This window comes from uncultured Shewanella sp. (assembly GCF_947495455.1).
Taxonomy (GTDB): Bacteria; Pseudomonadota; Gammaproteobacteria; order Enterobacterales; family Shewanellaceae; genus Shewanella.
This window is the reverse complement of the sequence record NZ_CANLZC010000026.1, coordinates 24,127-40,421: the sequence shown is the minus strand read 5'-3', so window position 1 is coordinate 40,421 and position 16,295 is coordinate 24,127. Positions and strand designations below refer to the sequence as shown.

13 protein-coding genes are annotated in these 16,295 nt (G+C 39.1%); 5 read left to right on the top strand and 8 right to left on the bottom strand.

What is annotated here, in order from left to right; translation table 11 throughout:
- Window positions 1-105: 105 nt before the first annotated feature.
- Complete coding sequence (locus tag Q0791_RS09395; protein ID WP_299005254.1) at window positions 106-1,377, top strand: MFS transporter; 1,272 nt, start codon at window positions 106-108, stop codon at window positions 1,375-1,377.
- A gap of 215 nt (window positions 1,378-1,592) precedes the next feature.
- Here the strand turns inward: Q0791_RS09395 and Q0791_RS09390 are convergent, their stop codons facing one another.
- The 5 genes from Q0791_RS09390 to Q0791_RS09370 form a co-directional block, all read right to left on the bottom strand.
- Window positions 1,593-2,696: an FHA domain-containing protein gene (locus Q0791_RS09390; protein WP_299005252.1), complete on the bottom strand. Its 1,104-nt coding sequence runs from the start codon at window positions 2,694-2,696 to the stop codon at window positions 1,593-1,595.
- Window positions 2,697-3,294: 598 nt separating this feature from the next.
- Complete coding sequence (locus tag Q0791_RS09385) at window positions 3,295-3,876, bottom strand: Twin-arginine translocation pathway signal (protein ID WP_299005249.1); 582 nt, start codon at window positions 3,874-3,876, stop codon at window positions 3,295-3,297.
- Window positions 3,877-4,066: 190 nt separating this feature from the next.
- A complete protein-coding gene (locus Q0791_RS09380; RefSeq protein ID WP_299005247.1) occupies window positions 4,067-4,618 on the bottom strand; it encodes a hypothetical protein in 552 nt (183 codons plus the stop codon).
- 139 nt (window positions 4,619-4,757) lie between these two features.
- Window positions 4,758-5,381: an aminotransferase class III-fold pyridoxal phosphate-dependent enzyme gene (locus tag Q0791_RS09375; protein WP_299005245.1), complete on the bottom strand. Its 624-nt coding sequence runs from the start codon at window positions 5,379-5,381 to the stop codon at window positions 4,758-4,760.
- A complete protein-coding gene (locus tag Q0791_RS09370) occupies window positions 5,347-5,724 on the bottom strand; it encodes an aminotransferase class III-fold pyridoxal phosphate-dependent enzyme (protein ID WP_299005243.1) in 378 nt (125 codons plus the stop codon). Before Q0791_RS09370 ends, Q0791_RS09375 begins: the two co-directional genes overlap by 35 nt.
- 414 nt (window positions 5,725-6,138) lie before the next feature.
- Between Q0791_RS09370 and Q0791_RS09365 the strand changes: the two genes are divergently transcribed.
- From Q0791_RS09365 to Q0791_RS09350, 4 genes are all read left to right on the top strand, one after another.
- Window positions 6,139-7,635: an arylsulfatase gene (locus tag Q0791_RS09365; protein WP_299005303.1), complete on the top strand. Its 1,497-nt coding sequence runs from the start codon at window positions 6,139-6,141 to the stop codon at window positions 7,633-7,635.
- A 191-nt stretch (window positions 7,636-7,826) separates the two neighbouring features.
- Entirely contained in the window at window positions 7,827-10,043 is a 2,217-nt protein-coding gene (locus Q0791_RS09360) for a tetratricopeptide repeat protein (protein ID WP_299005241.1), read from the top strand.
- A gap of 117 nt (window positions 10,044-10,160) precedes the next feature.
- Window positions 10,161-11,918, top strand: coding sequence for an alkaline phosphatase family protein (locus Q0791_RS09355; RefSeq protein ID WP_299005239.1), 1,758 nt, complete (start codon window positions 10,161-10,163; stop codon window positions 11,916-11,918).
- A gap of 327 nt (window positions 11,919-12,245) precedes the next feature.
- A complete protein-coding gene (locus Q0791_RS09350) occupies window positions 12,246-13,367 on the top strand; it encodes a beta-ketoacyl-ACP synthase III (protein ID WP_299005237.1) in 1,122 nt (373 codons plus the stop codon).
- Between the two features lie 71 nt (window positions 13,368-13,438).
- Here Q0791_RS09350 and Q0791_RS09345 read toward each other — a convergent pair whose 3' ends face one another.
- From Q0791_RS09345 to Q0791_RS09335, 3 genes are all read right to left on the bottom strand, one after another.
- Window positions 13,439-13,975, bottom strand: coding sequence for a hypothetical protein (locus Q0791_RS09345; RefSeq protein WP_299005235.1), 537 nt, complete (start codon window positions 13,973-13,975; stop codon window positions 13,439-13,441).
- 162 nt (window positions 13,976-14,137) lie between these two features.
- Window positions 14,138-14,389 carry a hypothetical protein gene (locus Q0791_RS09340; RefSeq protein WP_299005233.1) on the bottom strand — a complete coding sequence of 84 codons (252 nt, stop codon included), beginning with the start codon at window positions 14,387-14,389 and terminating at the stop codon, window positions 14,138-14,140.
- A gap of 141 nt (window positions 14,390-14,530) precedes the next feature.
- Entirely contained in the window at window positions 14,531-16,138 is a 1,608-nt protein-coding gene (locus tag Q0791_RS09335; RefSeq protein ID WP_299005230.1) for a TolC family protein, read from the bottom strand.
- Window positions 16,139-16,295: the final 157 nt, after the last annotated feature.

Sequence of the window (16,295 nt, the reverse complement as noted above, 5' to 3'; positions counted from 1 at the left end):
TATCAATATATGCCAGATGCCATAGATTGGTTGACTATACTCTACACTTATCATGTTCATATAATAAAATTGGTATACGAACACTTAAAGATAAGTGGGAAACATATGGCTAATATGGCTAAGAACAACACGCATTTTCAGGTCTTAATATTGTGTAGTTTAGGCGGATTACTTGAGTTTTTTGATTTCATGATTTTTGCATTATTTTCAAATGAGCTGGCACAAATTTTTTTTCCAAATCAAAACAAGATAAACGCCCTCTTTGCAACTTTCTCAACTTTTGCCATTGGCTATTTAGCCCGTCCGATGGGCGGGATCATCTTTGGGCATTTTGGTGATAAATATGGACGAAAACGTACATTTACTACCTCTATTCTAATAATGGCAATGTCGACCTTTTTAATTGGTTTTGTGCCAAGCTATCAAAGTATTGGTATTGCAGCCCCCATTCTTCTCATTTTTCTTCGCTTATTACAAGGATTATCAATTGGGGGTGAAATACCGGGCGCCATTACCTATATCTCGGAATATTTACCTCAGAAAAAAGGCTTAGCTGTTGGAATGATTTTCTGCTTTTTACTTTCAGGGATCAGTCTTGGCCTGCTTATGCAAGTAGGATTACATGTTTTTTATACTCAAGAAACTATCATAGACTGGGCATGGAGGCTGCCTTTTTTTATCGGTGGCGTGTTTGGGTGTATGGCCTATTTTCTAAGAAAAAAGTTGCTAGAAACTCCGAACTTTTCACCTTTTATGCTACAAGAAACGCGTTTCCCCTTTATTGCGATATTCAAAACACAGAAACGGACTTTCATTTTCACAGTACTTCTCATGTCATGCAGTGGGATGCCGCTTACTATATTATTTATATTTTTACCCACCTATTTATCCAGTATTCTCGAAAAGACTAACCTATATTCAGCCCCTTCCATGATGAATGCTATTTCAATAGTATTGGCTTCCTTATCTTGCCTTTTAGTGGGATGGATATCAGATAAAATGAATCGATTTTATGTATTAGCTATTTTCGCCGCTGCAAGCTTATTGCTCCCTATCCCCATTTATATGATTTATATTGACAACACACAGCTTTTCCCTTTGGCTATTTTAATGAGTAGCTTATTAGTTGGTTTAGCTTTGGGTAACAGCCCTGTCATTTTGTCTGAGCTCTTTAATACTAATATTCGATATTCAGGTATTGGACTTGCCTATAACATTGGTATTGGGATCGTTGGAGGATTGACCCCTTTATTATTACTCAGCGCAATCAGTACATTTAACTCTGTGTTGATACCCGCTTATACACTTATGATTAATGCATTAGTGCTACTAGTAGTGACTTTCTTTTATCACTTTTATCAAAAAAAACAGAAATAACCTTTTCTCCAATGTCTGGCTTTTTCTTTTATTTTTTTAAAACAAATTAGAATGTAGGTAGTGATATTAACCAAAAAAAAACGAGCTGATCTTTGCCTGTTTACATATCTGCTCGCTATTACCTTCAAAGGCATGGTCATCATCATTTTCTGCTTCTTGTATCCCACGGTCGAAGTTAACAAGTCATTGTTATCAGGCAAAGCTTAGTCAATATATCAGTTATCATGAAAGTAAGCCCAAAACTTAGCGCTGAACTCTTTTGAATTCTGCATTCTGGTGAAGTAATTATGATATAGCGTCCACATATTTTGTTTCTTTACTTTAAATACACCAGTATGGTAATGATTAAACAGTCGCTCCAATGCATTCGGAGAAAAATCATCAATAAAACGGTCAAGAGCACGCTCAATTTGCATTTTTAATTGTTCATTATTTCCTGCTTGAGTTGATGATACATAAGCCCCATTTTGCTGACAATTTATTTGACTATCAGTTGGCTTTGGAAACGAAAGGACTTGATTACCTACAGTTAATGAACTCTCCTCTGCAGCATGAATAAGCTCCTGTGTCGATATCACTTCCATACCATGTAACGCTTGATAGGTATTATCTTCTTGAAAGACAAATTCAGACGATTCAAGCTGGCTTTTAAAAGGATCAGCTTCAATCTCATCGAAATGCGGCACAATGTCACTTTTTCGGTTATTTGAAACAGGTTTTTTATTGGGTGCGATAAAAGGATCAACTTGAACTTTGTGATCCACATCATTAGCCTCATTATGTATGATCCCAACTTCAGGCTCTTCATTAACAATTTTGGTAGAAAACTTCTCTTTTTCAAGCTTGTCTTTTTCAAATTCAGTAAAAGGATCCCTATAGGACTGAAGATCTGAGCGGTCAACAACAGGTCTATCCTTAACATCAAGTTTATTTTTAAAAGGATCTTCAACTTTAGGATCCAAGGTTTTTTCAATAGGTTTGGCTTCACTTAATTGAGGATCAAAGCAAGAAACTAATAAACGATACCCCCCAAGATCCAATAAGTCACCATCTCTTATGAGGGCTTCATTTTGATAACCAACAGGTTTATCCGCACCATTAATAACAACACCAGACTGGCTAATATCCTCCAAAATATACTCATTATTTTCTTTACGGACTAATGCATGAACGGATGAAATTGTTTCTGTCTCATCAGGCAGCATTAAACTATTACTCGGCCCTCTTCCTATGCTTCCTCCTTCTTCTGGAAGAATAAAAGTCATGCTACCTAAAGCTTCGGCATCTGGTACAACAATGACATGAAAAGAGATCGCCATAACTACTCCCTTTTAATTGACTACTCAACTTCACATATTCTCATTTGAGTATAAACCACCATTTCGATTAACACCTAAAAGAACTATAAATAAAACACCTCCCCCCACCATTAAGAATATATTATGAGCAAATAAACCCAAAAAAACCTGATTTCACCGCCTAAATCATTAGTACAAAGAGCTATTGCTAGTGATATTTTGTACTAAACGAGGGGCGTTAAATGCAATAGCCGCAATTCGGTTACACCACACAAAACAACTGTATATAAATACAGTTGTTTTTGTTCATTCCATTTTATAACACAAGTGTTAATACAATATTTAAGATCACTTTAACTTCATAACCATAAATACAAAGGTGTTAGCCATGTTCATAAAAATAAATTAAACATTAAAATCAGATACTTACAAACTATGTTTAACGTAAAGTATGAAGTGAAATAACATTATTGTGCTTGCTTACACAACAAAAGACATTAAAACAAAAACCACTGTATGTAAATACAGTGGTTTTTGTTGCTTGTTCATAGAGTCATAAAATTTTTAATACCGCTTGTAACGCCCGTCTTAATGTAATATGACCCTTACAGTTTATTCTCTAGGCTTTTATCGCCTCCGCGATACCATTTCCACCTCGAGCAATATTTAAGGCCATTTTACAGTAGTAAGCAAAACGATCTTCTTTATGCTCACCATCAGGCAATATCGCACATAAATTAACCGCTCCAGCAACTGCTTTCGCATACAAATATAATGGCGGTTCAGTACTTGGCTCTCCTTTGGGAGTAATACTTCCCCCCGACCAAAAAACAGCTTGTGCAATCCAGCCTGGTGCTGCATCCAACCCTACATTTTTCATCATTAATTCTGCATGTCGACGGTGATGTTCATCGGGGTTCTCAACCCACAATTTAGCCGATAAAATAGCATGATGCTCATCATGATCCCAATCATCACGAGAAGAAAGGCATTGATATCCCCACCAAATAGCCTCCCTTAAAGGTAATGCATGTGCAAAAAACATAGTCAACTCTATATTCCATTGACGCTCTCTCATTTGCTCAACGAAATCATCAATGCCATGATGCGCTTCTGCTAATTCAATTATTTCTTCACTGGGATCAAATAACGCCAAAACATCTATAGCGCTAGCATAAGGAATTTTAATATAGTTATTCATTAGCAATTAGGTATTCTTTAAATGGTGTAATGACATAAGAATAGACAATAAAGCACCATTCAGCTGAATTGATTTATTGCTCACTTTTTGACATATTTTTCAAAAATAAGTTATTTCTCTCAAGCTGATGACCCAATAAAGAAATACTATCTAACATAAAGCTAGGCCACCAGCGATAAGCTCAGACAGTTTAAAAAGGTAAGTCAATATGTTCACTATCAGAGGGTAACATTTCAAAACAATTCAACGTCATTGCGACATAACTGTAATAACCGAAAATACCAATAAGTTCGACAAGCACTGACTCGCCAAAATAAGCGGATGCTTCTTTATACAATGTCTGTTCAATCCGTTTTCTTTGGTATAAAGATTGACCCACTTCATAAATAAGTCGCTCTTCATCAGTATTAAAGCAAGGTATTGCTCCTACCCTAATATCCTCTACTAATTGTGGATCTAATCCTTCTGCGAGCGCAATTGGTGCATGAATAAGCCACTCTGCTTGTGACTGCCACCAAGCCGCAGTGACCAAAATAGCCAATTCTGACAAGCGTAGGGGAAGCTTTGTATGATATCGACAAAATGCCCCCAATTTTTGACTGTGTTGAGCCAACTCTGGACTATGAATCCAAGCAAGAAACGGTCCTTTCAAATCCCCTCTTGCACGTTTAATATCCTGTAAAATCGCACATTGTTCAGCACTCAGGTTTTCTTGTTCTAGCATACTTAATCGAGACTTCATTCCATTCCTCTTATCATTCTTTAAACAAAAATGGTCATTCTTATTATTCACTGCATACGAGATATTGCTGACTTTATCAAAATAATGAATAATAACTACTCTTTAAGCACTTGAAATAATGTATTTTTAAGTACCCTTGTTATCTCATCAATATGTTGTTCTTCGATAATAAAAGGAGGCGCCAATAGAATGTGATCCCCCACTCTTCCATCAACCGTTCCCCCATGGGATAACACATTAAGCCATTTTGCATTGCAATCTGTTTAATACGAGCATGAATTTTTAATTGAGGATCGAAAGGTAATTTCAATTCTTTATTTGCCACCAGCTCCATTCCAATAAAAAGCCCTCTTCCTCGTATATCTCCCACATAGGGATGTTCTAAAAATGTCTGGAATAATGATTGAAATAAACGCCCCCCTTGGCGACGAACTTGTGCCAACAAATGCCGTTCCTCAATGGTTTTTTGTACCGCTAATGCGCCTGCACAAGCCATAGCATGTCCGATATAAGTATGACCATGTTGGAAAAAGCCGCTTCCTTGTTCGATGCAGCGATAGATAGTATCACTAATAAGAGTTGCACCAATAGGTTGATACCCTGCCCCGAGACCTTTTGCAATACACAATAAATCAGGGCTAATGCCCTCATGCTCTGCTGCAAATAACTCTCCGGTTCGCCCCATGCCGCACATAACCTCACCTAAAATGAGCAAAATGCCATATCGATCACAAATCTCTCTCACGCCTTGAAAATTTTTCAATATAATACTGACGAGCAAGTTTTAAGGCCGCTTCTACCGCTTCAAAACCACCAGAAACAAAATACGCATAATCTAGGCCTTCTGGCGCTCTTTTGGTTAGGAAGTCTGCTAATTGCTCCATAGGCTCTGATGTAAAAAAACCACTATGAGCATAACAAAGACTATCACTCTGTGACTTTAATGCCGCAATAACAGAAGGATCAGAATGCCCTAAGCAAGAAACTGCCGCCCCACCACAGGCATCTAAGTAATATTGTCCTTCACTATCGATGAGATAAACACCTTCACCTTTTACTGCAATTGGGTATTGAGAACGCAAATTTCGATGAAATACATGACTCATAATCGACAACCCTTTTTATTAAACACGCTTATAGGAATAAAAAAAATGTGGATTGATTTGAAAGTAAAGTTAAAAACACTGATATTCAATTTCTTTTGCTCAACATTAATCCATCTATTGACCCCTCCTGTAAAAAAAACATAAAAAAAACCAAAAAACCACATTTAAATATCCACATGAAAACACATGAATTACAATTGCTCAGCGAAAAATCACCCAGTATTTCATTTCCCTTCACTGGTTTGTTTCTGTTTCTTTAAACTTATTCTTAAATTTATTTCTATACTCATAGAACTCAAGTGCTATACAACATCAATTTGCCGTCTTATCTCATTCGAAACCAATAAGGATATATTCATGATCACAAAGCGATCCCACTTTTATCTATGGCGTGCTTTCCCTCTCTTAATCTTAATGAGTTTTGCTTCAACATCGCTATTTGCAGCAGACAAACCCAACATACTCGTGATCTGGGGAGACGATATTGGCCAAACAAATGTCAGTGCATATGGTTTAGGTCTAGTCGGTTATAAAACCCCAAACATAGACAGTATTGCTAAAGATGGCATGATGTTCACCGATTATTATGCAGAGCAATCTTGCACAGCGGGGCGCTCCACTTTTATTACTGGACAAACAGTGTTGCGCACAGGACTCAGTAAAGTGGGTTTACCTGGCGCTGATATTGGCTTGCAAGCAAAAGATGCCACTATTGCCGAAGTCCTTAAACCTTTAGGGTATGTAACGGGGCAATTTGGTAAAAACCATTTAGGTGATAAAGATGAGTTTCTTCCGACTAATCATGGTTTTGATGAGTTTTTCGGTAACTTATATCACCTTAATGCAGAAGAAGAACCTGAAAATGTTGATTACCCTAAAGATCCAAAATTTAGAAAAAAATTTGGTCCACGAGGTGTCATAAAATCCTCAGCTAATGGTGATATTGTCGATACGGGCCCCTTAACCAGAAAGCGCATGGAAACCATTGATGATGAAACGGTCTCTGCTGCAATCACTTTCATGGAAAAAAGTGTAAAGGCCAATAAGCCGTTTTTTATCTGGTGGAATGCGACACGAATGCATTTCCGCACTCATGTCAAACCCGAACATCAAGGCATATCAGGCATTAGTAATTATGCCGATGGTATGGTTGAACATGATAATCATGTGGGACAGCTATTGAATAAAGTCGATCAACTTGGCATAAAAGATAACACCCTAGTATTTTATTCCACCGATAATGGCCCCCACGCAAATACTTGGCCAGATGCCGCCACAACCCCTTTTAGAAGTGAGAAAAATACCAATTGGGAAGGCGCCTATCGTGTACCTGCCATGGTCAGATGGCCAGGAAAAATTAAAGCGGGTCAAGTTTCTAATGAAATCATGCATCACATGGACTGGTTCCCTACTTTTGTCGCCGCTGCAGGTAACGATAAAATAAAACAGCAACTACTCAAAGGCTATAAAGCCAATGGCAAAACCTTTAAAAACCATTTAGACGGTTATAACTTTTTGCCTTACCTTACCGGAAAAGAAGACAAAGGACGTCGAAACGAAGTCTTTTACTTCACCGATGATGGCGACCTATCTGCATTACGTTATAACGATTGGAAAGCGGTGTTCATGGAACAAAGGATCACTGGCACATTGCAAATATGGGCTGAGCCTTTTGTTACATTACGTTTTCCTAAATTATTTAACTTACGTAGGGATCCCTATGAAGTTGCCGATCAAACATCGAATACTTACTATGATTGGGTGATTGATCGCGCCTATTTGTTTGTACCAGCACAGGCTTACGTGGCGAACTTTTTGAAAACGTTTAAAGAATTTCCTCCGAGCCAAAAAGCTGCAAGTTTTAATTTAGAACAAGTCATGAGCATACTTGAACACCCAGCTCAAAACTAATGACTCGCGGTGCATTAGGGCCATCACTAAGATGGCCTTTTTTATGCTTATAAATTGCTAGCTTTTTGCCTAAAAATAACGGATGTTAAAAAAGTCACCTTGATTAAACTTTCGATAACATCATGAGCCAAAACAAACAAAGCACCTCCACATACATCAAATTAATTCACCCTGTAATATGTATTAGCACTTTGATTATATTATTTTCTCATTCCCTTGCTCAGGCGACAGCAAGCATTAAACACTCAACTCATCACTTAACAACACGTCCTGAGCACAATATCGAAGCCAAAACCTGCATTCAATGCCATGAAAAGCAAGTCACACAATGGCAGGCATCACATCACGCAAAATCAATGCAACAAGCTAATCAAAATACGGTATTGGGTAATTTCAACCATTTCATGTATAAAAACGCTGATAGTTGGACACTCTTTAATCAAGATGCAAAAGGCTTTTATATTGAAACAGGGTTAAACAATCAAACTGGCAAACGATATCCTGTTCCTTTTGTCTTTGGTTTTTATCCTTTACAGCAATTGTTAGTTGATATTGGAGGTGGACGATTACAAGCATATACCGTCGCTTGGGATGCACGAACCAAAAAACAAGGAGGACAAAGATGGTATGACTTATATGACGATAGCCATCAAACTCACAGTCCTTTTTATTGGAAAGGACAATTTAATAACTGGAATACCCGCTGTGCTCAATGCCATTCAACAGGATTAACACGTGGATATGATCTTAAAACGGATAGCTATGATACCCGTTGGCGTCAACCTAACATTAGTTGCGAAGCATGCCATGGTTCAGCGATACAACACCTCAAGATACAAAATAATGAACCTTCCTCTTCCCATTCAAATGCAGGGTTTGCTCAGCCTCTAAAACTAACGCCTCACTTTACATTATTGCCTGAAGAGGCGACAGCCAAATTCAGTAAATCACTCACCTTAAAGCAAAAAAGCGCATTAAATAATGGTCAAGCAAGCCTGTGTATTTTCTGCCACAGTCGAAGGCATCCTTTAGTTGAAGGCCATGGCAGCGGTGAAATTAATCAAGAAATGCTTCCACGCCTCGCCCTGCCGCGCTTGTACCATGAAGATGGACAAATTCAAGATGAAGTCTTTGTTTATGGCTCATACAGTCAAAGTAAAATGGCCGCTGCTGGTGTAGTATGCAGTCATTGTCATGACGCCCATAGCAATAAATTAAAAAGCCAAGACAATAACCTATGTGCACAATGTCATCGAGCCAGTCGTTTCGATACTCCTTCACACACTTTACATGTATCATCAACCGCCAATGCAAGCAGCTTAACGAAAAGCCAGCCCAATACACCTCTGTGCATAGATTGTCACATGCCAAGTCAAACCTATATGGGCGTTGACTTACGGCGAGATCATAGTTTTCGCATTCCCAATCCTTGGGTCAGTGAAGCACTTAACAGCCCAAATGTTTGCCTAAGCTGTCATAAAGACAAAAATCATCTTTGGTCACAACAGGCTCTTGCTACTAAAAAAGAAGTCATCTTCCTCCATAACTCAAATATCGGCGCAGCAAGGTTACTCACTAAGACAGCCCCTCAACAGGCTCACCAGCTTATTGAAAAATGGGTGCTTGATCCCAATGAAGCCCCCATGCGACGAGCAGTATTGATCAATTTATTAGATTTATCACTTTCCAGTCATGTTAACACGCTCAACACACTCGCTAATGATGATGAAGCCTTAGTTAAGCTTGGCGTATTACATAAGCTGGAGACAGCCCCTTTCACCTTACAATTACAGATAGGGTTTGGTTTACTCTATGATCCTCACAAAAACGTCAGACTTGCGGCCATAAAATTACTTTCTCCAGCTTTGAGAACCGACATCCCCACCAAAGCACAAACCAAACTCCATTCTGTATTAAAAGAAGCCGTCGATACTTACAAAACTCAACAAGATAGTCTATCAGGACAACTATCGTTAGCTGACTTAGCCTATAATGTGGGTGATCTGCCACAAGCCATAGTACATTTTGAAAATGCACTCTCATTGCAACCTCATTTTTTACCCGCCAAGCTCAATTTAGCCAGCGTGTACCGAGAAACCGGGCATTACACGCAAGCAAAAGCACTTCTTGGCACCATATTGAATGTTGAGAGTCAACACAGTTTAGCCCTGTATAATTTGGGCCTGATTTATGTGATTGAAAAAGACTGGCCTAATGCTATTAGTACATTAAAAAGTGCCATTCGAAGCGATCCTAACAACCGGCAATTTGCCTTTGTTTATTTATTAGCACTAGAAGCCGGTGGACGTGTAGAAGAAGCGTTACTTCAATTGAACGCACTCACGCAACAAACACCAAACGATCCCGCGCTTGTTGAAATCAAAAACAGGCTCTTGCAAAAACATTGAAAAAGAAATTGACAAAAAAGAAATAATGGCAATAACCACTACATTCACTATGCTTAATTGCAATGAATCAATATACGTCATATACGCTCACTGTAACTCTTTGGAATAGGAAATCTTATGGCAAGACGACCCACCAGCAGACTTGTCCTTTTCATTAATGCCTTAATCCTACTCACCACACCTCCTTTTCATCTGCACGCACGCTCCCATGGCTTCCAACAACCTATAAAAAAACCTAAGCTTGTCTTACAAATTACTGTCGACGCCTTAAGAGGAGACTTACTGAATCGCTATCAGCATCACTTCACAAATGATGGATTTAAGCACTTAATCAATCATGGCATTGTTTATACTAATGCTCATTACCAACATGCCAATACTGAAACCATTGTTGGCCATGTTTCTTTAGCAACAGGGGCGCCCCCCTCAATACATGGTATGATAGGCAATATTTGGTTTGACAGAAGTCAAAGCCGAGTCGTATATAACATCGAGGATGCTGATCATACCTTACTGACAAAAGGCGGTGGCGTGGATCAAGCCAATGAAATTGATCCCACACAAAAAGCAGCCAAAAATCAAGGACGCTCACCTATAGCCATACTCACATCGACCATCAGTGATGAAATGGCAATGGCTGATCCTCACTCGAAAATCTTTGCCGTCTCCGTCAAAGATAGAGGGGCAGTCTCCCTTGCTGGCCAATACGGAAAAGCATTTTGGTTCTCTAAAGCAAGTGGTACCTTTGTGACCAGCAACTATTACTATCAAAATTATCCTCATTGGGTTAATGAATGGAATAATCTGCGCCCAATTGAACAATATCACAATCAAGAATGGACACGTAAGCTCGCTGAAAACCAATATCGCTATACCAATGAAGAAATGAGCAAATCAAACACACATTATAAGACCAATGTTGCCAACTTTGGCACTCGCTTCCCTCACCCTTATGGCGCAGCCCATGATAAATCTTTCACCACCAAACTCACTCTTGGGCCTGCTGGGGATGCTTTAACTGCATCATTTGCAACAACACTGATAGAAAATGAACAATTGGGGCAAGATAAGGCAACCGATTACTTATCTATTAGTTTCTCTTCCAATGACTATGTATTGCACTTATTTGGACCTTCTAGCCAAGAAGCAGAAGACAATTTAATTAAACTTGATCACACACTGGCTCAGCTCTTTCAATATATTGATAAACAAATAGGATTTAACAATACGCTCATTATTCTCTCCGCTGATCATGGTGCCCCCGAGATCCCTTTATACCTCAATGCTAAAGGCAATCAAAAAGCCCATTACTTTTCTATGGAACAACTCTCTAGCCCCCTCTTTTTTGCCAACATTGAAAAACAGCTTAATCTCGGTCAAGGGCAAGGTAAAACACTCATTCAACGCTATGCGCATCCCTATCTTTATCTCAATTATGACCAAATTAATAAAAACAAACTTAAGCTTCAACAAGTACAAGATGCCTTTGCCAAGGCGATCCGTAAACTGAAAGGGGTGGCCTATGCCATCCCTAGCCATCAAATCGCAACGGGACAATTACCCCAAAATCCTATTTCAACTCTTGTTAGCAATAACTACCACCACTCCCGTTCAGGAGATATTCACCTTATTTTCTCTCCTCAAACCTTCATCAATGAGCTCGATGGACTGGAAGTCGCATCCATGCATGGCTCTCCTTGGCAATATGACACTTATGTCCCCGTCATTTTTGCAGGAATGCAATTACAAGCTAAAACCGTCAACCGCGCCATCACTCCTTATTCTATTGCCCCCACTATCGCTGCTTATTTAGGTATTACACCGCCATCAGGCACATGGGCAAAAAGGTTACATGAAGTGCTTGCTAAGCAATAAATAAAAAAACAGCGACAAAAGAAGTGCATGACACTGACGACTTCATTTTCCTTTTATTGCCCATCTTCTTATGCCAGTACACGTTTCGATTATTATGAACTTTGTCTTTTTCAAAAAACCATTTATTCATTTTAACGAATAGGCTGTCATGTTTTAAACACACTCGCTAGAAGATAAAAACACAAAGAATCACTTCGAATACTTGTTTATATGAAAGTTTCAATATATGTTAAATCGATAATATGCATCACTTGCTTAAACAGCCTAAAAATCGAACTAAAAAAGCGTCAATGTTGCTTAAGCTATATCTATTTTAAGGGAAATACAGTGAAAAAAGTCGTAATAAGCGGGACAGGCCTCTATACACCTGAGCATAGCATCTCAAATGATGAGCTCGTTAACTCTTTTAACACCTACGTTGCCCAATTCAACGAAAAACATAAACAAGACATCCAAGCAGGAAAAACATCAGCATTAATGGAAAGTAGCAGCGCCTTTATTGAAAAGGCATCGGGTGTCAAAAGCCGATATGTTATCGATAAAGCAGGTATATTAGATCCTAATCGCATGAAACCTTATATTCCTGAACGGACTAATGAAACCAATTCACTCCAATGTGATATGTCCATTATTGCGGCCAAAGAAGCCCTTAAGCAAGCTGGGAAAAAAGTACAAGATGTGGATATGGTCATTGTGGCATGTTCCAACCTACAACGCGCCTACCCAGCAATCGCCATTGAAATTCAAAACCAACTCGATATACAAGGCTTTGCCTATGACATGAATGTCGCCTGCAGCTCAGCAACCTTTGGCATTCAAGCTGCGATGAATGCCATTCAAACAGGCAGCGCACGCTGCGTATTAATGCTCAACCCCGAGATCTGCAGCAGCCACTTAAATTTTCGAGATCGCGATAGCCATTTTATTTTTGGTGATGCTTGTACAGCGGTTATTCTAGAGGATGCAGAGCTAGCAAACAGTCATTCGCAATATGAGATCTTAGGCACTAAGCTACACACTCTTTTTTCAAATAATATTCGTAATAATGCGGGCTTTTTAAATCGATGTGACGATTCAGGTCTTAATCAACCCGATAAACTCTTTATTCAAAATGGTCGAAAAGTCTTTAAAGAAGTCTGCCCTATGGTGGCCGATCATATTACGGCACATTTAAACAAGCTATCTCTCAAGCCCGAAACCATCAACCGATTATGGCTACACCAAGCTAATTTAACCATGAACCATTTGATTGCAAAACGAGTATTAGGCCGAGAAGCCAGTACACTAGAAGCCCCAGTGATCCTAGACCGCTACGCCAATACCAGTTCTGCTGGTTCCATCATCGCTTTTCATTTGCATCACACTGATCTACCAAGGGGTAGTCTAGGCGTCATTAGCAGCTTTGGTGCTGGTTATTCTATTGGCAGCATAGTGCTAAAGAAGTGCTGATCTTAAACCTATCAACCTATGTTCACAATAGAGATCAAGTCTTTCTCCTGCTGTTCTCTATTGTGAAAGCGTTACGATAAATGAATTAAGGTCGAATCGATAAAGTGATTGATCGCACGTTTTTGTTGCTCATCACTGAGCAAATGTAAGTATTGAATAGGATCACCCAACGCCAATTCAAACAAGAGCAATTTTTGCGTTTTTTCACAACGGATCATATCGATGCGACATTTATGTACCTTTTCTCCCGTCAAATGTAAAATACTGTCCAGTATTTTTTGAACAGCCAAAATATCCTCATCACAAGGGGTGACCAATTGAGATATCCTACCATATATTGAATGTAGACTATGAGCCAAGCTTGAAGGCAATTTCAATACTGAATGAGAAATGTGATTATTATAAATAATAAAACTGTATTCCCCTTCTATTTTTAAATTCGGCATGAATTTTTGTACCGTAATACACGGATTGATATGCTTGATTGATGGATCAAACTCATCATCAATTAAATTTACCAAAAAATGGTGTTCGTCATATGTTCCATAAGTGGGTTTAACCACTATCATATCCCCCAATGCATGTTGTTTCGCAAGTTGAGCTAACATGGCATGATCTTTAATGGGTTCATTGGAAAAATGAGTGGGAATAACGGGGATCCCAACAGAGGCTAAAGTCGTTAAATATTTTTTTTATCGGTATACAACTTCAACGTTTCTAAGCCATTAAACAACTTAACGCCGGCAGATTTAACTTTCTCACACCAACGCCTAAATTGTGCATAACCACTGGGGTGTCCTATTTCTCCAATATTGTGCATAACCACTGGGGTGTCCTATTTCTCCAATATAAGCCGCTTTAAATTCTTGCCAGTTGATACCATCGTCTCTGTCCCAATGAATCTCTTCAACACTGACATTTTTTTCCTCTAGACCTTGTTTTAACAGTGCTATTTCTTTTTTCCATAACGCCGACACTTGACTTAAGACATTAGCGCTTTTTATCACAGCAACACTATCCATCTGTTATCCTTTACATCCATTCGTTTTACTTTGGCTATCATTAAGCATAGTTAGTCATCATGAACTCGCTATCATCACTGTGTATGATCAAAAAGCTATCAACGGGTACTATCAACGGGTACTATCAACAGGCAACAGGTATTAAGGCCTATCACCTATAGAGTCTAACATCGACAATCTTTCAGTATTTGGACTCGCGCCTCCCCCAACTGAACGATACAATTCCACCATAGCCAATAACTTATCTCGCTGAATTTGACTTAATGACAATTGGGCACTGAATAAATTCCGCTGAGCATCCATAAAATCCAACGAGCTGGCCACACCATTAATATAACGTAAGCGTGCTAAATGTGTATACTTGGCGGCCGCATCGACTAAGGTGGTTTGCACTAATATCGATGCTTCAGCACGCTTATAGCTTTGAATCGCATCGTTCACTTCGAAATAAGCCGTTAGCAGGGTATTACGATAGGTTAATTGTGCTTGAATGGCTTCTTGTCTAGCGACCTCCACATCAGCTTCTAAGCTACCCGCGTTATAGATTGGCGCCACAATATCTGATAATAAAGACCAAAAAACCCCTTTTCTAGTCAATAATTCAGCAAACGAAAGGGCCTCAAAACCATAGGTCCCCGTTATGGTAAAACTGGGAAATAATGCCGATTCAGCGAGACCAATGTTAGCATTAGCGGCGATCAGTGCTTGTTCAGCGGCTTTAACATCTGGGCGAAACTTCAATAACTGGGAAGGCACCCCCAGCGCAAACCAATTAGGAAATTGCTGAGTATTCATCAATAACTGCGTACTGGAAACATTCATCATACTCTGTTTATCATTTTTTGACTTACTCGCAGTCTTTTTTCCATGCATTGGGTCATTCAAGGCTTCATTGGCTATGGTATCGACCACACTGTCCAACTCTAAAGGCGGAACGAGAGGAAAATCAAACTCCCCCAACAAAATACGCAATTGACTCTCTAGTAGCTTCTTCTCTAAAGCAAGATCAGGCAATGTGGCTAACGCCGTTTGATACTCCACTTCTGCTTGTTGCACTTCTAAGCCCGATATTACGCCATTTTTATGGCGTAATATCGCTAAATCATAGGCCTTCTTACGTAATTCAACGGTACTTTCAGAAATCAGGTATCTTTGATGGGAATCAAGCCATTCATAATAATTTGTCGCTAAATCACCAATGAGGCTCACGTAAGTATAATGCAGTAATTCTTTAGCGGATAGCATGGTGGCAAACGCAGACTCGCTACCTCGTTGAAATTCGCCCCACAAGTCCAATTCCCAAGTTAATACGCCAGACAAATCAATCAAATTTTCATTCAATGGCGGAGAATTGGTTATTCCACTTAACCGTTCAGGCTCTACTGACAGCTCAATCTCAAAGGTGGGATAGCGATCGGCATCGGTTGAAATAAAGGTTGCTCTCGCTTCAAGCAACTGAGATTGCATACTTTTAACAGTTAAATTTTTATCAATCGCATGTTGTATTAATAAACGTAAATAAGGATCAAGATAAAAATCTTCCCACCTGAAATTGGCAAGATAGGGCGGCAGACTCTTCATTTGCAACTCAGCTTCAGTAAATAAATTGATTGAATGAGGGTGATTAAACTCCTTTGACGAAAAGAGGGTATCGGCATTTAAATAATTAGGAGCAAGGCTTAGCTCAGGACGAACATAATCAGGGCCAACGACACACGCACTCAGTCCAAAAAAGAACAAGACTGTCAATAGAAAGATTCTATATTTGAAAATACTTTTCAAATTAGATCGCTCCAACACATTACACCTCCTTGCATACCCTTTAGCTTCCTGACTATCCATTTTCCATGATACTTGGCAATATCCCCGCCCCATAGTAACAAGCATCCTCTTTTTAAAAAGTGTA